This window comes from Anaerococcus lactolyticus S7-1-13 (assembly GCF_000758765.1).
GTDB lineage: Bacteria > Bacillota > Clostridia > Tissierellales > Peptoniphilaceae > Anaerococcus > Anaerococcus lactolyticus.
In genome coordinates this window covers 68,676-91,230 of the sequence record NZ_JRMW01000037.1, presented here as the reverse complement: position 1 = coordinate 91,230, position 22,555 = coordinate 68,676, and the positions used below count along the sequence as shown (strand labels likewise).

The 22,555-nt window shown below is 37.4% G+C and carries 18 protein-coding genes; 17 read left to right on the top strand and 1 reads right to left on the bottom strand.

Annotation, left to right across the window (positions count from 1 at the left end; genetic code table 11):
• Positions 1-18: 18 nt before the first annotated feature.
• A complete protein-coding gene (locus tag HMPREF1630_RS06280; protein ID WP_004827079.1) occupies positions 19-1,275 on the bottom strand; it encodes an AraC family transcriptional regulator in 1,257 nt (418 codons plus the stop codon).
• A gap of 271 nt (positions 1,276-1,546) precedes the next feature.
• On the opposite strand from HMPREF1630_RS06280, the gene argF reads away from it, so the two are divergent.
• From argF to HMPREF1630_RS06190, 17 genes are all read left to right on the top strand, one after another.
• On the top strand, positions 1,547-2,539 hold the full coding sequence (gene argF / locus HMPREF1630_RS06275) for an ornithine carbamoyltransferase (protein ID WP_037328145.1): 993 nt from the start codon (positions 1,547-1,549) through the stop codon (positions 2,537-2,539).
• A gap of 134 nt (positions 2,540-2,673) precedes the next feature.
• Positions 2,674-4,038, top strand: coding sequence for an alanine/glycine:cation symporter family protein (locus HMPREF1630_RS06270; protein ID WP_004827072.1), 1,365 nt, complete (start codon positions 2,674-2,676; stop codon positions 4,036-4,038).
• Between the two features lie 121 nt (positions 4,039-4,159).
• Positions 4,160-5,335, top strand: coding sequence for a CD0519/CD1768 family membrane protein (locus HMPREF1630_RS06265; RefSeq protein WP_052039392.1), 1,176 nt, complete (start codon positions 4,160-4,162; stop codon positions 5,333-5,335).
• Positions 5,336-5,341: 6 nt separating this feature from the next.
• Positions 5,342-7,873 (top strand): ATP-dependent Clp protease ATP-binding subunit, encoded by a 2,532-nt coding sequence (locus HMPREF1630_RS06260; RefSeq protein WP_037328143.1) that lies wholly within the window; start codon positions 5,342-5,344, stop codon positions 7,871-7,873.
• Between the two features lie 4 nt (positions 7,874-7,877).
• The gene (locus HMPREF1630_RS06255; RefSeq protein ID WP_004827066.1) at positions 7,878-9,053 is read left to right on the top strand and encodes a putative NPN-dependent ornithine cyclodeaminase; all 1,176 of its coding nucleotides are present in this window, start codon (positions 7,878-7,880) and stop codon (positions 9,051-9,053) included.
• Positions 9,053-10,147 carry a fused N-dimethylarginine dimethylaminohydrolase/saccharopine dehydrogenase domain-containing protein gene (locus tag HMPREF1630_RS06250; protein WP_037328141.1) on the top strand — a complete coding sequence of 365 codons (1,095 nt, stop codon included), beginning with the start codon at positions 9,053-9,055 and terminating at the stop codon, positions 10,145-10,147. Before HMPREF1630_RS06255 ends, HMPREF1630_RS06250 begins: the two co-directional genes overlap by 1 nt.
• Positions 10,148-10,168: 21 nt before the next feature.
• Complete coding sequence (gene arcC / locus HMPREF1630_RS06245) at positions 10,169-11,095, top strand: carbamate kinase (RefSeq protein WP_037328139.1); 927 nt, start codon at positions 10,169-10,171, stop codon at positions 11,093-11,095.
• Between the two features lie 155 nt (positions 11,096-11,250).
• Positions 11,251-11,598 carry a hypothetical protein gene (locus HMPREF1630_RS06240; protein ID WP_037328137.1) on the top strand — a complete coding sequence of 116 codons (348 nt, stop codon included), beginning with the start codon at positions 11,251-11,253 and terminating at the stop codon, positions 11,596-11,598.
• Positions 11,599-11,690: 92 nt separating this feature from the next.
• Positions 11,691-12,572, top strand: coding sequence for a radical SAM protein (locus HMPREF1630_RS06235; RefSeq protein WP_037328135.1), 882 nt, complete (start codon positions 11,691-11,693; stop codon positions 12,570-12,572).
• Positions 12,573-12,591: 19 nt separating this feature from the next.
• Positions 12,592-13,023, top strand: a complete 432-nt coding sequence (locus HMPREF1630_RS06230) for a GNAT family N-acetyltransferase (protein ID WP_037328133.1) — start codon at positions 12,592-12,594, stop codon at positions 13,021-13,023.
• Between the two features lie 56 nt (positions 13,024-13,079).
• Positions 13,080-13,718: a hypothetical protein gene (locus HMPREF1630_RS06225; protein ID WP_052039391.1), complete on the top strand. Its 639-nt coding sequence runs from the start codon at positions 13,080-13,082 to the stop codon at positions 13,716-13,718.
• 556 nt (positions 13,719-14,274) lie between these two features.
• Complete coding sequence (locus HMPREF1630_RS06220) at positions 14,275-14,976, top strand: zinc metallopeptidase (RefSeq protein ID WP_037328131.1); 702 nt, start codon at positions 14,275-14,277, stop codon at positions 14,974-14,976.
• Positions 14,977-15,235: 259 nt separating this feature from the next.
• Positions 15,236-15,697 (top strand): CtsR family transcriptional regulator, encoded by a 462-nt coding sequence (locus tag HMPREF1630_RS06215; RefSeq protein WP_037328130.1) that lies wholly within the window; start codon positions 15,236-15,238, stop codon positions 15,695-15,697.
• 1 nt (position 15,698) lies between these two features.
• Entirely contained in the window at positions 15,699-16,283 is a 585-nt protein-coding gene (locus HMPREF1630_RS06210; RefSeq protein ID WP_037328127.1) for a UvrB/UvrC motif-containing protein, read from the top strand.
• Positions 16,280-17,257 (top strand): ATP--guanido phosphotransferase, encoded by a 978-nt coding sequence (locus HMPREF1630_RS06205; RefSeq protein WP_037328125.1) that lies wholly within the window; start codon positions 16,280-16,282, stop codon positions 17,255-17,257. The genes HMPREF1630_RS06210 and HMPREF1630_RS06205 overlap by 4 nt, the downstream gene beginning before the upstream one ends.
• On the top strand, positions 17,247-19,691 hold the full coding sequence (locus HMPREF1630_RS06200) for an ATP-dependent Clp protease ATP-binding subunit (RefSeq protein ID WP_037328123.1): 2,445 nt from the start codon (positions 17,247-17,249) through the stop codon (positions 19,689-19,691). Before HMPREF1630_RS06205 ends, HMPREF1630_RS06200 begins: the two co-directional genes overlap by 11 nt.
• A 625-nt stretch (positions 19,692-20,316) precedes the next feature.
• On the top strand, positions 20,317-22,467 hold the full coding sequence (locus HMPREF1630_RS06190; protein ID WP_037328118.1) for an ABC transporter substrate-binding protein: 2,151 nt from the start codon (positions 20,317-20,319) through the stop codon (positions 22,465-22,467).
• Positions 22,468-22,555: the final 88 nt, after the last annotated feature.

The window sequence follows — 22,555 nt, the reverse complement described above, 5'->3', positions numbered from 1 at the left end:
AAGGGGCGGATTACAAGTTTAATAAGTGTGGTTTTTCTTATCAGCTTGGTGGTTACTTCTAAATTCTGATGGGGTCATACCAACGTGTTTTAAAAAATTTCTAAGGAGGGTCTTTGTTGAATTGTAGCCGACATTTATGGCTATATCAGCAATTGGGTCGTCTGTGTTTACTAAAAGGTCACAGGCGGCGTGGACCCTAACTTGGTGGAGGTAGGAGTAGAAGTTTTGCTCCATAAAATAAACAAAAATTTTGTTGATATTTCGTGGGGTCAGGTCAAAACTCTTTGCGACCTCCATTATGTCTATATCACTTGCAAAATTTTCGTTCACATAGTCGATAAGTTTTAAGTCCTCAGGCTTAAAGGTGAAAGTTGCATCACCTTCTATAAGCTGGTTAAGCTTCCTAAAGTCTTTGGTACCTATAGACTGTTTGGATTGAAAAACTTTTGAAAGTTGGGCTGGGTCTGAATAATGGACTGCCTTAGCTATTTCTTTGAGGGTCATAGAGGTATGGATTAGTAAAAATTTTGCCTTATAAATCCTGATTTCATGGAGAATATCAAGAAAACCAAGGTTTGTGACATCTTTGATATACTGGCTTATTGCAGATTCAGACATAAGAAAAATTTTTGATAAGACTTCGAGACTTATGTCTTTAGATGAATTTAAAAACATATACATAAAAATATTTTCTGGCTTGGCAGCGATTGATTCTCCAAAGGTATCGCTGTCGTCTACATATCTCATGTAGGTAATCAATAGTTCAGTAATCTTGCACATAAGATAGATAGTTGAGAATTTTTGTTTGGTGTGGATGATTAGGTTTAAGGAATGAACACCTACTTCATTTCTGATATCCTCAAAAATATCTTCGATTTTTTCGATAGCCTCAAGGTCATAGAGGGCAGACTCGTTTGAATAAAGACATTTAATAAAGTCAACGTCTTCTTTGTTAAGATTTAGTTGGCTTTTAATATAGATATTTATAAGGTTGAAATTATATACTAAAAGGTAGTAGGAAATTTTCTTTTCTACCTCGATGATTTCTGAAGTTTGCCAAGGAAGGATTGATATAACTGTACCGGGAGCCATCTTGTAGACCCTATCCTGGATTTTGATTTTGCCTTCACCCTCTAGGATATATAAAAATCTACTATGTTTATGCATCAGTGGCAGAGTTTTGCCATCATCAGATTGGATATCAAAACTGATGAGGTTCGATTCGTTCATAGACGATGAAAACGAATCCTGTAGTGTAACATATTTTTTTCCCATAAGAAAAATCCTCCTTATTATATAATATTTATTATTATTTTTATTTCAAGATATTTAAAAAAATATTTATAAGCAGGAATAAAAACGTTTGCTTTGCAAAAAAACGTCAAAACTTGACAAAAAAAGTCAAAGTTTTGGCGTTTTTAAATTTCTGACAAAAAATAAGGCTAGATTTGTCCCGACAATTTTTAAAATATGTGATATTATATAAGTGTGAAATCGTTACTATAAATTTTGTTGGTAACAAAAAAATAATAAAGGAGAGATTATTATGGCAAAAAATTTCAGAGGAAAATCATTCTTAAAATTACTTGATTTTTCAACAGAGGACATTAGATACTTATTAGACCTATCTAAAAACTTCAAAGATATGAAGAGAGCAGGCATTCCTCATAGATACCTAGAAGGTAAAAATATTGCTATTATTTTCGAAAAAACCTCAACAAGAACTAGATGTTCATTTGAAGTAGCAGGTTATGACCTAGGCATGGGAGTTACTTACCTAGATCCAACAGGATCTCAAATCGGTCACAAAGAATCTGTAGCTGATACTGCTAGAGTTCTTGGTAGAATGTATGATGGTATTGAATTTAGAGGATTCAAACAAGAACACGTAGAAGATCTTGCTAAATATTCTGGAGTTCCAGTATGGAATGGTCTAACAGATCAATGGCACCCAACACAAATGCTAGCTGATATGCTAACAATCGAAGAACACTTTGGTCGTCTAAAAGGACTTAAATTTGTATACTTCGGCGATGCTAGAAACAACATGGCAAACTCTCTAATGGTAGTTTGTGCTAAACTTGGTGTGAACTTTGTAGCATGTGCTCCAAAAGAATTATTCCCAGAAGAATGGTTAGTAAAAGAATGCGAAAAAATCGCAGCAGAAAACTTCTCAACAGTTACACTTACTGAAGATGTAGATGCAGCAAGCAAAGACGCTAACGTAATCTACACAGACGTTTGGGTATCAATGGGTGAACCAAAAGAAGAATGGGAAAAGAGAATTAAGATTCTTAAACCATACCAAGTAACAAAAGAAGTTATGGCTAACGCAGACAAAGAAGCTATCTTCCTACACTGCTTACCATCATTCCACGATAAAGGAACAAAAGTTGGACAAGAAATATTTGAAAAATATGGTATGGAATCAATAGAAGTTACTGACGAAGTATTTGAAAGCGCACAATCATTAGTATTTGAAGAAGCAGAAAACAGAATGCATACTATAAAAGCAGTTATGTATGCAACCCTTTGCTAGTTTTTTAAACTAGACTATAAAAAAATACAAGGATGGGGCTGGCCTTAGGAAGTAAACTTAGATTCTTGAAAATCTTCTTTAGTCTAAGAGGAAACCTTTTGGCCAAGGCTCCATAAAATTAAAAAGGAATTATTATGCAAGCAATATTAGATATTATATCAAAACTGACAGGTTGGTTCTGGGGATGGCCTATCCTTATAGTATTATTAGGTGGTGGTCTTTTAATCTCATTCAGAATGGGATTTGTTCAAATAAAATACCTTCCTTTCGTACTTAAGCAAACGTTTGGAAAGATGTTTAAATCTGATGTTGGCGGCGAAGGTTCAGTTTCACCATTCCAAGCAGCATCAGCAGCCCTTGCTTCATCAATAGGTGCAGCTAACATAGTAGTAGCTCCATCTATTATCTTTACAGCAGGTCCAGGAGCAGTTTTCTGGATGTGGATAGCAGCTCTTATCGGACAAGGTACAAAATTTGCAGAAATCGTACTAGGTATTAAATACCGTGAGAAAAACGCTGATGGTGAATTCGTAGGTGGTCCATCTTATACATTCAAAAAAGGTATAGGTGGTACTCTTGGTAAGATAATGGGATTCTTAGTTTCTTTCTTCTTCATGATTGAAATTCTTCCATCAATTACCCTACAAACAATTTCAGCAGTAGGCCCACTTGAACAATTAGGTCTAAGCCGTCTAGTAGGCGCAGTTGTTATTACTATCCTAGTAGTATTAGTTGCTTACGGTGGTATCAAGAGAATCGCTCAAGTAACAGAAAAAATGGTTCCATTAATGGCAGCTGTTTATATCATAGCAGGTCTTCTTGTTATAATCATGCACATCGACCAAGTTCCAGCAGCTTTCAAAGAAATCTTTGTTGGCGCATTTAACCCAAGAGCTATCGGTGGTGGTGTTGCTGGTGCAGGTATCTCAGCATTAATCAAAGCCGGTGCAGCTAGAGGATGCTACTCTAACGAAGCTGGTATGGGTTCTGCTCCATACGCACACGCTACAGCTGTTACTGACCATCCATGCCGTCAAGGTATGTGGGGTATCTTCGAAGTTATCGCTGATACAGTTATAGTTTGTACAATATCTGCCCTTGTTGTATTAACAACAGGTCTATGGCAAAACCCAGACATGAAAGATATCGGAGTTGAAAGAGCATTTAACTCTGCTTTCGGTCAAATCGGTACAGCAATAATCGCAGTTTCACTCTTCCTATTTGTACTTTCTACAATTATAGTAATCGTATTCTACGCTGAAAAACAAGGTGAATACTTATTTGGTACAACAGTAGGTAAGATAGTTAGATTTATAGCATGTGCTATGATCCTTCTAGGTGGATTTGTATCATTTGATAACGCAGGAGTATTTCTTGATGCAACCCTAGGATTAGTAGTATTTACCAACATGGTTGGTATGATTATCTTAAGTGGTGAAATTAGAGAACTCGTTGATGAATTCTTCAATGATCCTAAATTCTACCCAGGAGCTAAGTAAATAAAAAATTAAACTAAGTTTAATTAACAGGTGCATAAAACTAAAAATGTCCGATTCTTTCGGATATTTTTAGTTAAAGCATTTGAAAAAAATAAAGATTTATCTTGTTAAGGATGATTAAATGGAAGAATTAGAAGAAATAAGAGACGAATTAAAAATGGACAAAACCATAAAGAAAGATGTTGGCCCAGAGGTATTTATATTTCTGGCAGCCTTCCTAGGCCTCTTTATCTATATGGGTTCTATAATGGGCGGGACAAACATGATTAAGACAATGATGCTCACATCATACGACCTTTTGATGAATGTCTGCCTATATTTGATGGCCGTTGCAGTTTTAGCAGGTGGTATATCTGCTATATTTTCAGAATTTGGCGTTATTGCCTTAGTAAACAGGCTAGTTTCAAAGATAATGAAGCCTATATACGACCTACCAGGTGCATCTTCTCTTGGTATGCTAAATTGTTTTATGTCTGATAACCCAGCCATACTAACACTTGCAGCTGACGATAACTTTAGAAAATATTTCAAAAAATATCAGATGCCAGCCCTAACCAACCTAGGAACTTCCTTTGGTATGGGACTTATCACAGTTACATCTATGATGGCCCTACCAGTTGATAATGCTATGAAGGGCGCTCTAGTTGGCCTCGTTGGTGCTGTAGTTGGTTCTATCATATCAGTTAGACTAATGATTTCTAGGACCAAAAAATATTACGGTACAGAAGAGATGGTTGAAACCAAGGGAGCAGGAAACGTACCAGATGGATATAGAAAAGTCAGAGAAGGATCTGCAGGGGCTAGGTTTATAACAGCCTTCCTAGACGGTGGCAAGGTCGGAGTAGACATGGGTGTTGCAATAATCCCAGGCGTTTGCCTTATTTGTACCATAGTAGTCATGCTTACAAATGGAGCAGGAGCTAACGGTTATACAGGCGAAGCCAACCAAGGAATTGCAATATTACCAATGATAGGCGAAAAACTTGCCTTCCTCATCAACCCACTTTTTGGTTTTAACTCACCAGAAGCCATAGCTGTACCAATCACAGCCCTAGGCTCAGCTGGAGCAGCCATTGGTATTGTAGCAGATATGTCTGGCAGAGGCATAGTGACAGCAAACGACATAGCAGTATTTACATCAATTTGTATGTGCTGGTCAGGCTATTTATCAACTCACATAGCTATGATGGATGCCTTAGAGACAAAAGAAATGACAGGGAATGCAATATTGTGCCATACTATAGGAGGCTTAGGAGCAGGAGTTGCTGCCCACCTAATATATATGGTGTTAGGATAGGTAAATATGGACATAAGTAAGTATTCACAATCTTCTGTGGAAATTATTAAAGAAGCCAATAAGGTTGCCATCAGAAAAAATAACGTAGAGGTATCTGACCTTCACATTTTCTATGCGATTTTGACCTTAGAGGAAAAATTAATAAGGACATATTTCAAGGAATTGAAGGTAATCTACCAAGATGTTTTGGATGATACAGAAAATGCTCTGACCAAACTGAGGTCAGCCAAGGGGATTTCATCCCTTTACACATCTAGGTCCTACCAAAGAGCCCTTTTGATAGCAGAAGAAATTTCTAGAAACCAGTTTGAAGAAAAAATTAAGACTGAACACCTGATGCTCGCTCTTTTGAGAGAAGCTGATATGCCGACTGCAAAACTTGCAGCGACTCATGGGCTTACTTATAAAAATTTCAATGAACTTGTTGCTAAGAAATTTAATGAATACCTACTAAAGGGCGTCGACCAAGAAACTATAATAAACCTTGAAAAATACGGGACAGTCCTCACCAAGGAAGCCATCGAAGGAAGGCTTGACCCTGTTATTGGCAGGGAAGAGGAAACCAGAACCGCCATCAGGATTTTATCTAGAAGGATAAAAAATAACCCGGTCTTAATCGGGGATGCGGGGGTTGGTAAAACTGCCATAGTTGAAGGTATTGTCCAGAGGATAGTAGCTGGTGACGTACCAGATGATTTAAAAGATAAGATAATTTTCTCCCTAGATATGACATCCCTCGTTGCAGGTGCTAAATATAGGGGAGATTTTGAGGAGAGACTTAAGAAAATCCTTGAGATAATTAAGGATTCTAAGGGTAGGATAATTCTATTTATAGATGAAATCCACAACATAATAGGCTCTGGATCTGCAAGTGGGACTATGGATACAGCAAATATGCTAAAGCCGATGCTTGCAAGAGGCGATATTTTAACAATAGGTGCTACAACCATCGAAGAATACAGAAAGTATATAGAGGTGGACAAGGCTCTTGATAGGCGTTTCCAAAAGATATTAATCGAGGAGCCAAGTATAGAAACTACCATAGCCATCATGAGGGGAATTAAATCTAAGTATGAAAACCACCACATGATCAAGATAGCTGACCCTGCGCTTACAGAGGCAGTGAAGTTATCAAAGAGGTTTTTGACAGAAAGAAAACTCCCAGATGTAGCTATTGACGTTATAGACGAGGCCTGTGCCCAGGTAAAAATGGCAAGAGATCAAAAGCCAGAAGAGTTAGATGAGCTCCACAGGAAAATTGTCCAGCTCGAAATGGAAAACATCGCCTTAAAGAACGAAAAAGACAGCCTATCGAACCATAGGTCTAAGGAAAAAGAAGAAAAAATCAAAGAACTCGAAAAAGAACTCGAGAAAAAAACTGACTTATATAATAAAGAAAAAGAAAGACAAGAAACTATTGTCAAGCTTGAAAGAGAAATCGACATCATAGGCTTTGAGATAGAAGAAGCTAAGGATAAGAGAGACTTTGAAAATCTTGATAAGTTTGTAAGTCTAAAAGACAATGTAAGCGAAAAACTAAAGAAAATAGAAAATCAAGGCGAATTTTATCCGTTAAGAACCAAGGTCGGTGTATCTGAGGTTAAGGATATTATTTCAAAGATGAGTGGGATGCCAAAGTCCAAACTCCAATACGACAAACTTGATTCTATAAATATCGTAAGAGAAAAACTCAAGGAAGAATTCGTAGGTGGCGATGATATGATTGATAAGATTATCAATACCTATATCATAGCTGAAGGTGGACTTTTTGAGAGAAGTAAGCCAGTCTTAAGCTTTATTGTTACAGGTCCATCATCTTCGGGTAAGTCTTATATAGCCAAACTTTTGGCAGACTACCTTTATGAGGGTGATAAGTCCCTACTAAGCTTTGACATGAGCGAATTTACTGACAAGTCATCAATTACAAAATTAATTGGAGCGCCACCAGGTTATGTTGGTTACGAATTTGGAGGAGTTTTGACCCAGGCACTAAGGACAAAGCCTTATAGTGTTTTGGTTTTTGAAAATATTGAAAACGCACATTTCGAGGTTCAAAACCTAGTTTTACAAATCGTTCAAGATGGAACTATCAAGGATAATAAGGGACGTGATATCAACCTTAAAAATTCTATTGTAGTTTTAACTATGACTGTGGAAGATGGCGATGAAAGTGCCAAAGAGAAACTCGACGTCGACTTTGGCAAGTATGTCGATTATGTCTTCAAACTCAAGCGTTTGGACGATGATAAATTGGATAAGCTTATTTCCTTAAACTTTAAGGAATTAGAAAAAGCCTTGGCAGAAAGGCAAATAAACCTATCTTATGCAGGTGGATTTTTTGATAAATTCGGCAAATATGCAAAAGATGAGGGCTTTGATGCAAGGAGCTTGAAGAAGCTTATAGAACAGGATGTTTACTTTTTGATTTGTGAGAAGAATCTCACAAGTGAAATAAAAGCATTCTCAGAATTAATCTTGGATTTTGATGGTGAAAATAAGTTCACTGTCAAGTTGAAAGAAAAAAATAATAAGGAGTAGAAAAATGGAATTTAAAGTACCAGAATTTGTTACACCAGACTTTTCAGAAGAAAAGTTCAAGAAAGCACAAAATATTAGCCTACAAGAAGTAGAAAAAGACGGTGTTGCACCTGATGATTTCTACCTTACCCGTCATATGCCTACCTTCTATAAGGTTGATGGAAAGTGGATCCTACCTGAACATACATCATTAAACTGCGTAGCAGTCCTAAAAGACGGCAAAATCGTAGTAGAAGAAATAAGAGACCTTAAAAAAGGTGAACAAGTTGTAGTAAGCGAAGACGGCAAAATCGAAGACGGTATCTTTGTTTATAACAACGCCTTCCCAGAAGATGTATATTCTAGACCAGGCAAGGCTGTAGAAACATCATTCTCTGAAGACTATGATAATCTATTCGAGCTTTTACAACACGAAAGAGATTCAGAAGATGGTTATATAGTATGGGTACTAGGTCCTTCAGTAGTATTTGACTACGATACAAGAAAAGCTCTAAACCAATTAGCAGAAAATGGCTATATCAACTGTCTATTAGGCGGAAACGCTATGGCAACCCACGACCTTGAAGGTGGATTTCTAAATACAGCTCTTGGCCAAAATATCTACACCCAAGAAAACCAACCAATGGGCCACTATAACCACCTTGACCTCCTAAACGAAGTAAGAACAACAGGTTCTATAAAAGAATTTATCGCAAGTGGAAATGTAAAAGATGGCATTATCAAAACCCTATCAGACATGGACGTACCATTTGTTCTATCAGGATCAATCAGAGATGACGGTCCACTTCCAGAAGTAATAGGCGATGAAGATAGAGCACTTACAGAAACAAAGAAAGAACTTGATAAGGCAACAGTAATTATTTGTATAGCAACCATGCTCCACTCCCTATCAGTAGCCAACATGGCATCTAGCTATAGGATTAGAAAAGACGGAAAAATTTCACCAGTATACCTCTACTGTGTAGACGTAACAGAAAACGTAGTACACAAGGTAGGAGCAGCTAGGGAAAATCTTGCATACGTGCCAATGGTAACAAACGTACAAGATTTCGTAGTAAACTGTGAAAAAGCTCTAATAAGCCCAGCAAACAAGGCTTTTGCTAGAGAGATGGAAATTCCTGAAATGGAATATGTAGAAGCAGATAAAAAAGCTGATAGAAATGAAGGAGAGATACAATAATGAAATTTGAAATGCCAAAATACCATCATCCAGATTTTGAAAAAGATTTTCTAAAAAATGCACCAAATGTAACCCTAGAAGAAGTAAAGGTAGATGGCCTAAGCCCTAGAAACTACCACGCTCTTTCAGTTTATCCAGAATACTTCAAAATAAACGACAAATGGGTTCTAGCAGCACAATCAAGAATGGATACAGTTTGCGTAGCAAACGACACTCCAGGTGAGGAAAGCGTAAATATAGTTGAATTTAGAAACCTTAAAAAAGGTGACAAGGTAGTAATCGGACGTACAGAAGATGCTTCAGAAGGTATCTATGTATGGACCCAAGGCTTCCTAGAAGGAGATGCTCACCAAGATACATTTGCATTTAGAGCTGGTAGATCAAGAGAAACAGCCTTCTCAATCGACTATGATAACCTCTATGAAGTATTAAAATATGAAAAAGCTCATAAAGGTTATGTAACCCTAATAGTAGGAGCAGCTCTTGCCCTAGACAGAGACTCAAGAGCAGCGCTTGAAAGATTGGTGAGAAATGGTTATGTAAATGCAATCTTCTGTGGTACAGAAACTGCAGCCTTTGACCTTGAAAAAGGAATCTTCGGCACAACTTGGGGCCAAGAAAAATTTGAAAAAGAACAAAACTCAACCAAAAACTTATACAAAACAATCAACCTAGCAAGAAAATACGGCTCAACCAAGGCTCTTGTAGAAAGTGGAAAAGTTAAAGACGGCTTCATGAAAGCCTGTGTAGAAATGAATGTTCCAGTAGTAATAGCAGGCACCATCCGTGACAGACTAGGACTCCCTGAAACAATCAACAACGTATATGATGCTCAAAACGAAATGAGAAAACACGCTAGAAAAACATCTACAATCATCATGATGGGCGCAATCCTATATACAATCGCAACAGGAAATATGACCCCATCCTACAACGTATTTGACGGCGTAGTAAGACCAGTTTACATGTATACAATAGACATCCAAGAATTCGCAGTAAACAAACTATCAGACAGGGGAACAGTAACAGCTGTTTCAATGGTAACAAACGTACAAGACTTTATCAGAAACGTTGACAGAGCCTTAAACAACTAAAATCAAACTTAAGGAGAAACAATGAAAAAAATCGTACTCGCCCTAGGCGGAAACGCACTAGGAAATAGCCCAGAGGAGCAAAAAAAAGCAGTAGCAGTAACTGCTAAGTCAATCGTAGACTTAGTAGCAGAAGGCAACCAAGTAATAATATCTCACGGCAATGGCCCACAAGTAGGCATGATCAACCTTGCCATGGACACAGCTAGCAAATCAGAAGCAAAAACAGCTGAAATGCCATTTGCTGAATGTGGTGCCATGAGCCAAGGCTATATCGGCTACCATCTTCAAAACGCTATCGAAAATGAACTAGCAAAAAGAGAAATGGACCAAACTGTAGTATCACTTGTAACCCAAGTATTGGTAGACAAAGAAGACAAAGCCTTCCAAAATCCAACCAAACCAATTGGATCATTCTATTCTAAAGAAGAAGCAGAAAAACAAGAAGCTAAAGGCTTCACCTTCAAAGAAGACGCAGGCAGGGGCTACAGAAGAGTAGTACCAAGCCCAAAACCAATCGACATAGTTGAGAAAAAAGCAGTTGAAAAACTCTACAACGATGGAATGATCGTAGTAGCAGCAGGTGGCGGCGGAATTCCTGTAATCAAAGAAGATGGCAAATTAATCGGTGTTGACGCAGTAATCGACAAGGACTTCACATCTGCAAAAGTTGCTGAACTAGTAGGAGCAGACATACTTGTAATCCTCACAGCAGTAGAAAAAGTAGCCATCCACTTTGGTGAAGAAAACCAAGAATGGCTAGGTCACCTATCAGTAGAAGAAGCTGAAAAATACCTAGCAGACGGTGAATTTGCAGAAGGCTCAATGAAACCAAAAGTCGAAGCAGCCCTATCATTTGTAAAATCAAAAGAAGGCGCAAAAGCACTAATCACATCCCTAGAAAAAGCCCTAGACGGCCTAAAAGGCGAAACAGGAACTTATATTGGTTAGGAAAGCATTGCTTAAAATTTAAAAATCAATAGACTTCTGAAAAAGATGGTGGGCACAATGCCCACTTCTTTTTATGTAAAAACATACTTTAGTTATAAATGTGATATAATAGATATAAGAAAACCTGATTAAATTTTGTAATAAAAGGATCTGATATGGATAAGAATTATGACAAAAAACGAAACCTATATTGTCTAGCAAGCCTACTTGTAATCGCCTACACTCTTTTGTTTTTCTTTCTTGGGGAAGACTTTGGTCTTGGATATGATTTTGAAAATACTTTTTTAAACCCAGTCCTCTTGCCCCTAAGCCTTTCCTTGTGGCTGATTATTATTGGGATTTTCTTAAGAAAAAAATACGACAACCTCATTTTGCTCTTCGTGGTGATATTTGCTGCAGTGCACGTATTTTATATAGTAATTGGAATTGGATTTGATAAGACGTTCATGGATTTCATTAAAGAATATCTCATGTTTTTGACTTTTGGACTTATAAATTTATAAAATGACCCGGCCTTTGGGTCATTTTTATGTGTGTTTTTTGATAATGTAAAAAAGTATTATCAGGTATAGTAGATAAAAGGAAAGGAGACTTTATGCATTATACTGGAGAAGTTTATAGGCCTCCTCTCGAAGCCTACACTCCCTTACTTGAGGTGACTTATGGGTGTTCGCACAATGCTTGTGCTTTTTGTACGATGTATCATAACACAAGATTTGGCATCTCACCCCTTCGCCATATAGAAAGCGACATTATCGAGATAAGCAAGACTTATCCAAGGCCTATAGAGAGGATTTACTTGCTAAATGGAGATCCTTTTGTCCTACCTACAAAAAGGCTTTTAGAAATTTCAAATTTAATTCATAAATACTTGCCAGAAGTCAAAACTATTACGTCCTACGCTAGTTTTTATAACCTAAAAAACAAGTCGGTTGAAGATATGAAGCTCTTAAAAAAAGCTGGCTACAATGAGCTCTGGTTTGGAGTTGAGACAGGGGACCCGGAGGTCCTTTCTTGGCTTAATAAGGGCGCAGACCTTGGCGACTATTACGAAGGACTTGATAAGATGAAGGACGCCGGCATGGATTACTTTGCCATTGTCATGCAGGGCATAAAAGGAGCTGGTAAATCTTATGAAAACGCCCTTGCCACTGCAGAATTTTTAAATTATTATCCTGCTAAGGGGATTTTTATAATGTCGACAGATGTCCAGCACGGGTCTAAGCTATACAAAATGCGAGAAAGGAGCGAGTTTACTGAGACCACCAACAGGGAAAATCTTGAAGAGCAAATTACTCTTTTGGAAAATTTGGAAGTCCCTGGTGACGTCCTCTATTCCTCTGGTCATATCGTAAACTTGGTAAAAGTCACAAGCCACATGAGAAATAAGGAAAAAATGATAGAGAAATTGAAAGATGCCCTTAAAAGTTTGCCTGATTATATTTTGGATGGCAAAAACCAGGGTAGGGCCATATAAAAATCGAGGAGATTTTAATATGAAAATTTTTGTAAAAAAATTTGGAGAACTAACAAGCTATGACCTTTATGAAATACTAAGGCTTAGGGTAGATGTTTTTGTCGTTGAACAAGTCTGTTCCTATCCTGAAATAGACGGTAAAGACCTTGATGCCATTCACATTTACTTTAAGGATGGTGGTCAAATATTAGCCTACGCTAGACTTTATGAGGAAGCTGGCGATATCCATCTAGGCAGGGTAATTGCAAAAAAAAGAAGACAAGGCCTCGGCAGTTTGATCTTAAAAGAGGCAATAGAGGCAGCGAAAAAGTGTTATAATACCAAGGAAATCAAAATCGAAGCTCAAACCTACGCCAAAAATTTATATGCCAAGGCTGGCTTTGTGGAAGACTCTGAGATCTTTTTGCTCGATGGGATTGAACATGTGAAGATGGTGTTGGAAATAAAATAATTTGGGGGTGCATATCTACATTTCATTTTGAAAATTTTGAGTATGAGAGGTTAATTATGGAAATTTTTACAAATGAATTTCACAACAAGCATACATATATAAAAATAAATGATATAAAAAAGGTGAGTTTGGATGATTTTAAGGCTTTGGCCAAGGAGAAGCCTCTTCAAATAGGAGTTGATTCTAATCAGATAGACTTAATTGAGCTTTTGAAAAAGGCTGGTTTTATCCTTAAAAGAAAATGTTACGATGTAGAAGTAAGCAGAGAAGATTTGAAAAATCCCCTAGGGCCAAAAAGATTTGAAACAAAGCTAACAAACAAGGGAGAAATGGCTTATGAAAAGGCAAGCAACTTGGTTTTTAGATACTACAAAAAAACCCACGAACAAGTAAGCCCTCTGACTGTAGACTATGAAAAATTCAAAGAAATCCTCCCAGATCAAGCTTTTTATTATGAAAAAAATGGAGAAATGATACTGGCGGCCTTTCTAGAAAACGAAGAAATCGCCTACCTAGCAGGTTTTGAGGAAAAACTTGCAGATGACTTTATAAATGACTTGTTAATTTATTTATTTGGAAAATACAAAGAAATTTTCTTCGAAGCCGACACCACAGACCCTTTGGCCACAAAGCTTAAGAATAAATTTCTAGAAAAATTCGACCCTACTTTTGATACCTATATCAAATATAAATAGATAAAAAATTGGAAAAATAAAAACCAAAGAAGAAAACTAATATAAGCAAAGCTTGGCAAAGCCAAATGAGCCAGGCAAATTCTGGAACCTCGAGACTAATACACTCCTTTATCGGGTAAAGATTTCTAATCGAGGGTTGCGTTAAAAAATCGCATGTTTGAGCGTAAGCGAGTTTGCGATTTTTAGCAACCTGATGATTAGAAATCAGTAAGGATATAAACTAACTAAAACAAGGTATTCTTACTACCAACAGTTTGCCGAAGGCAAACACATTGTCCCCCGAGAGGGGCCGCTCGGAGGGGGTAACGGAAGGGGTTTAAGGGGACCCGATGGGGGAACGTGCGGAACGTTCCCCTGGGGTCCCCTTTTTACGGAGTGGTCATGTAAATGACTAAGAAATAATATAAGATAAAAATAAATTTAAAACTAAAGCTGAAAGAAAATATTCCTGGAATAATAGACTCACTAGTGAAACACTGACCTTCTTTGACTTTTAAGAAAACCTGAATATAATAGATTTAATACCAATTTTTTGAAAATAGAAAAGAGGAATATTATGTATCCATACGGATTTTATTTTGATAGAACTTATTTTTTAGTCTTGATAGGCCTTGTGATTTCAATGCTTGCCCAGGCTAATATAAATGCAAAATTTAATAAATACAGAAAGATAAGGTCTAAACGCGGGTTGACTGGGGCTGAGGCTGCCCAGATGGTCCTTGATTACAACAATTACAGGGATATTTCTATCAAGAGGGTAGGTGGGTCTTTGTCGGATTATTTTAATCCTATGACCAAGGAAGTCGCACTTTCTGCTACTTCTTTTGAGGATAGCTCAATTGCTTCTTTGGCTGTGGCTCTCCATGAGATTGGCCACGTTATCCAATTTAAGGAAGGCTATATCCCTCTTAGGGTTAAATCTTTTATTGTGCCAGCAGTTAATTTTGGATCAAGATTATCTTTTCCAATTCTTTTGGTAGGGGTATTTTTATCCCAACCTAAGCTAGTAACCATAGGTCTTGCCCTATTTTCACTCACACTTTTATTTCAAATCGTAACTTTACCTGTGGAATTTGATGCGTCAAGAAGAGCTATCCTTGCCCTTGAAAGGACTCATATCCTAGATGAAAGTGAAATCCCGGGAGCTAAGGATATGCTTGGTTCAGCAGCCCTTACCTATGTGGCAGCTACCCTTGCCACAGCCCTTCAATTGTTAAGACTCTTTCTCTTATTTGGCAATAGGAGTAGGCGTGACTAGGATTTATTAAATCTAAGTTTAAAACAAGTAGTCATACTCGTAATAATTTAGAATAAGCTAGAAAAATTTGAATCAATGCAAATTATAAGCCAAGTGCCCGGAAATTTTCTAGGGCACTTTTTTATAAAACAAATTGGTATTGTAAATTCCGACTAAACCAGTATAGTTTATTTAGGAAGCGAGGCTTCTTTTATTTTAAAGGCAATGGTCAGAGATAGTCAGTAAGCTTTGACCTAAAAATAGAGAAAGACAGGAGATTATGGCAGGTTTAACTAATCAAATAGAAAGATTTCTAAAGCTTATGCTCGAAGATAGCGTTGATGGAGCCTTAGAAATCGGTAGAAATGAGTTGGCGAGTCAGTTTGATTGTTCGCCAAGCCAAATTAATTACGTTCTTTCAACCAGGTTTACCCCTCACAACGGCTACTTGATTGAGAGCAAACGTGGTGGCAATGGGTTTATAAAAATAATTACCATTGTTGAAGAAGATGACTATGTTTCCTATTTGCTTAGGAATTTGGCTAAAGAAATGAGCCAATCAAGGGCAAATAATCTCTTTAGAGACTTATACGAGAGGCAATATTTTAACAAAAACGAATACCTGATGGCAAGGTATGCAGCAAGTGATAAGACCCTTGCAGATATAGAAGCCAAGGGGAGAAACACCGTAAGGTCATCGATTGTTAAGAGCCTTTTGTTGAGTATTTTGGCAAGGAGTTAGTATGAAATGTGATAAATGCGGCAAGGAAGCCAGCGTAAGCCTGAAGGTTATTTTTAATGGCAACAGTCATAATATAAATCTTTGTTCGGATTGTATGAAGAAATACGCAGACATACCTGAGGGATCAGACCTAGGGAAAATTAATTCACAGAATATTTCCTTTAATCCAAAGGACTTGGAGGGGCTTTTGCAAAAGTTTATTCCTAGTCTTGAGGAAGTTATCGATGGATTTTATGAATATAAATACAATCAAGCCAACAAAGACCTATCTTATATCCTAAATGTTGACGAAAAATCTTGCCCTTACTGTGGCAATTTAAGGTCAAATATAAGAAATGGAGTTTTTGGCTGTGCCTATTGCTATAAGCTCGATAAGGATTTGACAGATAAGGTTTTGAAGACCTATAACAACCTTAGCGAGTACAAGGGTGCCTACCCAAGGGCAGAAAGAGAATTTAAGGAAGTGGCTGACGAGATAAAAAACCTATCCCAAAGACTCAATGAATCTGTAGAAACAGAGGATTATGAGTTGGCAGCAGACCTTAAGGAAAAAATTGATAAATTAAATATGCAGGTGAAAAATTGATAGATTATGCAAAAGATGTTTTAATCTCTACAAACCTATCTTTAAGACGAAACATAAAGGGTTATGATTTTCCGACAACTATGACCTATGATGAGAGTCTGGTTGTCATGGATATGGTAAAGAATATTTTTGGAGACAGGCTGGTTTTACTTTCTGATTTGTATGATGGAACTATTGATAAATTAATTTCCGAAATGGTTTTAAGTCCTGATGCTCCAGGTAAACTTGCCCAGGTCGGCATTATTTTTGAGGGTGACACCACTCTTGTAATTAACGATAGAGACCACCTATCCATCAATATTTCAAACTTCGGCTTGGATCTAACAGGTGCTTATAAAAAGGCAGCCGAAATTGAAAAAATCCTTGATGACCACTTGGATTTTGCCTTTTCTAGTGAATATGGATATCTCACAAGTGGGGCAAGAAATGTAGGAAGTGGCCTAGAAGTTTGGATGAAGTTATTTTTATTTGGTCTAATTGATAATCCAAAAACCTATGCTGGCCTTGAGCAGGCGATGGTTTATGCGGGCCTTTACCCACAGAAATTTGTGCCAAAAGGTCTTAAGTCTTACGCAGATGACCTTTATTTGTTAAAAAATTACGGCAACTATAGGCAAAATCCTGAAGCCTACCTTAAAAAGGTAGAAAAAAATCTAGAAACCCTAGTAAAAAACGAAAAGAGGTTTAGAAGAGATTATAGGATTATAAACAATATTGATGATAGGGAAATTGAAGAAGAGATAGATCTAATAGAAAAAAGCTTAGAAACAGGGATGGTTAAGAGTCTAGATAAGATGATGAAGGCTCTTTACAGGCTAAAAAAATACCAGATTCTAGGCTTTAAGATAAAGTTTAGTGAAGAAGAAATTAACGATTTGATTAAAAATCTTTCTTCACACAAGTATAAGGAAAATTTTGATGCCGGAAGGTATGAATTTTTGATGAAAGAAATGGGGGAAAGCCATGGAGAATAATAGATTAAATAAATTAACCCAACAGGCTAGGCGTGAGTCCTATAGTCTAAACCATGACTATATAGGCACCGAACACTTGCTTCTTGCCCTCATGAAAACAGGGTCAAAAGCGACAAAGGCCCTGGAGGCGGCAGGAGCAAATTATGAGCTTTTGAGGTCCATTGTCATAAACAACATTGGCAGGGGCACAGCAGTGAGACCTGCTACAGAATATAGCAAAAAAGTAAGGAAAATTTTGGAAACTGCGAGGTTTTATGCCAACAACAGGCGAGCACTTGCAACCAGCGAAGAAGATGTTCTTCTAGCTATCATAAACGATGAAGATTCCTTTACAAACATAATGTTTTTACTTTCAGGAGTGGAAAAAGAAAATATTAAAAAACAACTCCTATCTATGGTGAGGGAAGAAAAGGCAGAGGGAGTAGCAAATTCTAAATTCAGCGAAAATATCACAAATTATTGCACAAATCTTAATGATTTAGCTGAAGAAGGAAAAATTGATCCTGTAATCGGCAGGGAAGATGAGATTAAAAGGATAATCCAAATCCTAATGAGAAGGACAAAAAATAATCCAATCCTAATTGGTGAACCAGGCGTGGGCAAGACTGCCATTGCTGAAGGACTTGCAAGCGAGATTGTCAAAGGCAACCTTCCTGCGATTATGAAGGGAAAAACAATCTTGAGCCTTGATTTGGCATCGATGATAGCCGGCACTAAGTATAGGGGTGATTTTGAAGACAGGCTTAAGAAATTATTTGAGGAAGCATCTAACCGTGATGACTTAATCTTATTTATAGATGAGTTCCACATGGTTCTAGGCGCTGGAGCTGCCGAAGGTTCTATGGATGCGGCGAATATCTTAAAGCCAATCCTAGCCAAAGGAGACATCCAGATAATAGGTGCTACAACCATTGATGAATACAGAAAACATGTAGAAAAGGATTCTGCTCTTGCCCGTCGTATGCAGGAAGTGATGGTTGACGAACCAAGCCTTGAGGATTCTAAAAAAATAATTGAAGGGCTCAAGTCCATGTACGAAGACCACCACAAGGTAAGAATAACAGAAGAAGCCATAAATGCAGCTGTGGACCTATCTGATAGGTATATCACTGATAGGTACTTGCCAGATAAGGCAATAGACCTTATTGATGAAGCATCATCAAAGTTAAGGATTTTGGCCTTTGATGATGAGCAAGAGGATATAGATACCCACGAGGACATCTTGGAAAAATTGAAGGCGGAAAAAGACCAGGCAGTCCTTGACCAAGACTTTGAAAAGGCAGCAAAACTTCGTGACATCATAAACCAAAAGAAATTTGACCTTGAAGAAGAAAAGGAAGAAGAAAGCGAAGGCTATAAGCTAGCTATAACTTATGACGATATAGCAAATATTGTAGCATCTTGGTCCAAAGTCCCAGTTGAAAGACTTACCGAAGATGAAAAGGCCAAGTATGCTAAGCTTGATAAGAATTTAGCTGGCACTGTTATAGGCCAAAACGAAGCGATTAAGTCTGTTGCCCACGCTATCAAAAGAGCGAGGGTTGGCCTTAAAGATCCTAAAAAACCAATCGGGTCTTTCATTTTTGTAGGACCTACAGGTGTAGGCAAGACCTACCTTGCCAAAAGTTTGGCAAAATCCCTATTTGGTTCAGAAGATAGGTTGATTAGGATGGATATGAGTGAATATATGGAAAAATTTGCCGTAAGCCGTATGGTAGGCTCTCCTCCAGGCTATGTAGGCTATGAGGAAGGTGGCCAACTTACTGAAGCAGTAAGAAAAAATCCATATTCTGTAATTCTCTTTGATGAAATCGAAAAGGCCCATCCAGACGTCTTCAACCTCCTTCTTCAAATCTTAGATGACGGTAGGCTCACAGATGGCCAGGGCAGGACTATTGATTTTAAAAATACAATTATAATCATGACTTCAAATGTTGGCGTATCAAGTCTAGCCAAGGCCACATCAATTGGTTTTGATCTAGCAGAAGATAAGCAAGAGGCTGACAACGAACGCAACAAAGAAATAATTACCAAGGCCATAAAAGATTCCTTTGCACCAGAATTTTTAAACAGACTTGATGAAACAATTATGTTTAATTCCCTAAGCGAGGCTGATATCAAGGAAATAACCGGTCTTATGCTTGAAAAAACTAGGGATAGACTTAATGAAATCGGCATAGAAATCGCCTTTGATGAAAGGGTAGTAAACTTACTTGCAAAGGAAGGTTTCAACTCCGAATACGGGGCAAGGCCACTAGAACGCCACATCACAAAGATGATAGACGATAGGCTAGCCGAAGATATTTTGGATAATAAGCTTGATAAGGAAATGACTATTAGGCTTTACGTTCAAAACGATAGGTTGTGTTTTAGGAATATTACAAAATCCAGGAAAGCTTCTAAAGAAGCTAGGCAAGAAATTGAGGCTAAATAAGTTATTTATGTTTTGATTTTAAATTTTGTTTAATCTTATAGATGTTTATTTTTCAACAATTGAATCTTCGTTCAAAGGGGGATGCCCAAGGACCCTTCCGCCGCCCTCGGCCGCTGGGCAATATTGTCCTCATTGGCAAAAAACCCGTTTGCTTCGCAAACTCCTTCGTGCTCTCGCACTACGTTTCCGGCATAAACGCCCCAAATCAAGGGGCGTTTATGTCCCCCTTGAACCCCCTCTCCGTTACACCCCACAAGCGGCTCCTTAGCGGAGGGCGGAAGTAGAAGCTTGCCTTTCGGCAAGCTTTTTTTGATAGGGTTTACGTCTTTGTTTCAGATTGACTATCTTCTAATAAATGGGTAAGGACGTCTGGATTTTCTTGGTTTTGGCTTTTTTGCCATTATGTTAATGCGAATAATTTGCGAATAATTTATGAATAAAAACACTTTAGGAAATGAAAAACTTTGGGGCACAAAGTCCTTTAGCTTGATATTACCACACTTAGAAATCTACAAAACTGAAAAAAAGAAATTAATATATATACAAAAATCTTTGACCGGGATGAATAATGGGGGTAGAGTTTAAAATATTTTTAAAAATATACATATAGAAAAGGAAGGTTAGTATGAAAAACAAAAAAATTTACTCATCCCTAATGGCTTTGGCTTTAGTTCTGAGTCTTTCGGCTTGTGGATCTAATACAGATTCTACAGGAAATAAGGGAAGCCAAACAAGCGGACAGGAAGAAAACAAAGAAGCTAGTTCTTCTAAAGGTGATCAAGGAGACAATCTTGATGATTTTCAAAAGCAAACAGCTGATGACACCATCGTTTTGGGTGTAAGCACTATTAATGGAGACTTCATCCAAGGTTACAATAATGACGCCAACGATGTAAATGCTAGAAGGTTTATGGGTATTGAAGGAAACAACGGCTATTCTTGCTATGTAATTGATGAGTTTGGTAAGTTTCAAGCAAACACTGCAGCCCTTGATAAAGATTCAGAAGTTATTATGAATAAAGATGGGTCTAGAACTACTAAATTTACCATCAAAAAAGATTTAAAATGGTCAGATGGTAAGCCTATTACAGCTGATGATTATCTTTTTGGAATCCTTCTAGAATCTGATAAGGATTTTAATACGCTTACAGGATCTTTAAATGTAGGTGCAGATTCTTTAAAGGGTTACGAGGCCTTTAAGAAGGGGGATACAGATTCGTTTGAAGGTCTTGATAAGATTGATGATTATACTTTCTCTCTTACAGTCGATGCATCTCAATTGCCATACTTTGAAGTTCAAGCCTTATCAAATGCAGGTCCTACTCCACTTCATTATATTGGAGAAAATCTAGGGCTAGCAAAAGACGGCAAGAAACTTGTTGTAAAAGATGGTTATCAGGTGACAGACAAAGATAAGGAAAATTACAAAAAATCTATAGATAACCAAATTGCCCTCCTAAAAGAAAACTTTGAAAAGGACAACGAAGGAGAGGATAAGGGAAGCGAAGATTACAAAAAAGCTAAGGAAGAATTAGACAAAAAAGTAAAAGATTTAGAAGCTCGCAAAAATGGTGATGTGGATCCAACAAGACTTCTAATTGAAGAAGCTATGATAAAAGAAACTAGTGATTATAGGTTTAATCCTGCTGTGACTTGTGGACCATATAAGTTTAACAAATTTGAAAATAACATGGTGGTTCTTGACCTTAACGAGAATTACCAAGGTAATTTCAAGGGCCAAAAAGCAAGCATTCCTCACATAATCATCCAATTGGTAAATAGAAATATAGGCCCAGACCTTCTAGAAAATGGAGACATCGATATTTGGGAAGGAGAAACTGACGGCGCAAAAATTGACCAACTCAAAAAAGCTGAAGAAGCAGGAAAAATCCAATTATCTTCTTATGAAAGAAATGGTTATGGAAATATAATCTTTTTAACAGACAGGGGAGCTACCAAGTACAAGGAAGTAAGACAAGCTATTGCAAGCCTAATGGATAGAAATGAATTTGTCCAAGCCTTTCTAGGTGGTTATGGTGTGGTGACAAATGGTATGTACGGCCAAAGCCAATGGATGTATAAGGAAAGAGGGGCAGACCTACAAGAAAAACTTACAAACTGGGTTTTAAATATTGATAAGGCAAATGACTTATTAGACAAGACTCCTTATAAGTTTGAAAAAGATGGCAAAACACCATGGGATAAGGCGAAGGCTCTTGATGAATTTAACAAAAACCAAGAAGTCTTTGACTATTATAGGTATGATGATAAGGGAAATAAGCTTGTTGTCAACCAATATGGAGCAGAACAATCTCCAATCACAAGCCTAATATCAAACCAACTCCCTCCAAATGCTAAACAAGCAGGTATGGAATATAATGTCACAGCCGGTTCCTTCTCAACCCTAATGGATTATTTAAGTTTCCCCAAAGAAGACGCACAATATACTGCTTTTTCAATGGCTTCAGACTTTTCAACTCCATTTGACCCATGGTTCTACTATTCATCTCAAGGACCATTCAACAGAAGCAAGGTAAAAGATCCAAAGGCTGATGAAGTTACAGCAAACTTAAGAAAAACAGATCCTTCTGACAAAGAAGGCTACCTAGATAAATGGGAAGAATTCCAAAAATGGTATAATGACTACCTACCAGAAATCCCACTATATTCAAATGTATTCCACACAGGATATTCAAACAGGATTAAAGGCTTTGATGTAATTACGCCAGTATGGCAAGCCTGCGACCAAATAAACGCAATGACACTTGAAAAATAAAATTGAATTAATATAAGGTGATGATTAAGAATAGTCAAGGCTATTCTGCCATCGCCTTTTTTTCTATGTCCCGAGCGATAAAATTCAT

Excerpts from the sequence above, each read along its gene's own strand:
- arcC (WP_037328139.1), top strand. The coding sequence starts at position 10,169 with ATGAAAAAAATCGTACTCGCCCTAGGCGGAAACGCACTAGGAAATAGC.
- HMPREF1630_RS06190 (WP_037328118.1), top strand. The coding sequence starts at position 20,317 with ATGAAAAACAAAAAAATTTACTCATCCCTAATGGCTTTGGCTTTAGTT.
- HMPREF1630_RS06230 (WP_037328133.1), top strand. The coding sequence starts at position 12,592 with ATGAAAATTTTTGTAAAAAAATTTGGAGAACTAACAAGCTATGACCTT.
- HMPREF1630_RS06270 (WP_004827072.1), top strand. The coding sequence starts at position 2,674 with ATGCAAGCAATATTAGATATTATATCAAAACTGACAGGTTGGTTCTGG.
- HMPREF1630_RS06250 (WP_037328141.1), top strand. The coding sequence starts at position 9,053 with ATGAAATTTGAAATGCCAAAATACCATCATCCAGATTTTGAAAAAGAT.
- HMPREF1630_RS06220 (WP_037328131.1), top strand. The coding sequence starts at position 14,275 with ATGTATCCATACGGATTTTATTTTGATAGAACTTATTTTTTAGTCTTG.
- HMPREF1630_RS06255 (WP_004827066.1), top strand. The coding sequence starts at position 7,878 with ATGGAATTTAAAGTACCAGAATTTGTTACACCAGACTTTTCAGAAGAA.
- HMPREF1630_RS06265 (WP_052039392.1), top strand. The coding sequence starts at position 4,160 with ATGGAAGAATTAGAAGAAATAAGAGACGAATTAAAAATGGACAAAACC.
- argF (WP_037328145.1), top strand. The coding sequence starts at position 1,547 with ATGGCAAAAAATTTCAGAGGAAAATCATTCTTAAAATTACTTGATTTT.
- HMPREF1630_RS06240 (WP_037328137.1), top strand. The coding sequence starts at position 11,251 with ATGGATAAGAATTATGACAAAAAACGAAACCTATATTGTCTAGCAAGC.
- HMPREF1630_RS06235 (WP_037328135.1), top strand. The coding sequence starts at position 11,691 with ATGCATTATACTGGAGAAGTTTATAGGCCTCCTCTCGAAGCCTACACT.
- HMPREF1630_RS06200 (WP_037328123.1), top strand. The coding sequence starts at position 17,247 with ATGGAGAATAATAGATTAAATAAATTAACCCAACAGGCTAGGCGTGAG.
- HMPREF1630_RS06260 (WP_037328143.1), top strand. The coding sequence starts at position 5,342 with ATGGACATAAGTAAGTATTCACAATCTTCTGTGGAAATTATTAAAGAA.
- HMPREF1630_RS06225 (WP_052039391.1), top strand. The coding sequence starts at position 13,080 with ATGGAAATTTTTACAAATGAATTTCACAACAAGCATACATATATAAAA.
- HMPREF1630_RS06215 (WP_037328130.1), top strand. The coding sequence starts at position 15,236 with ATGGCAGGTTTAACTAATCAAATAGAAAGATTTCTAAAGCTTATGCTC.
- HMPREF1630_RS06210 (WP_037328127.1), top strand. The coding sequence starts at position 15,699 with ATGAAATGTGATAAATGCGGCAAGGAAGCCAGCGTAAGCCTGAAGGTT.
- HMPREF1630_RS06280 (WP_004827079.1), bottom strand. The coding sequence starts at position 1,275 with ATGGGAAAAAAATATGTTACACTACAGGATTCGTTTTCATCGTCTATG.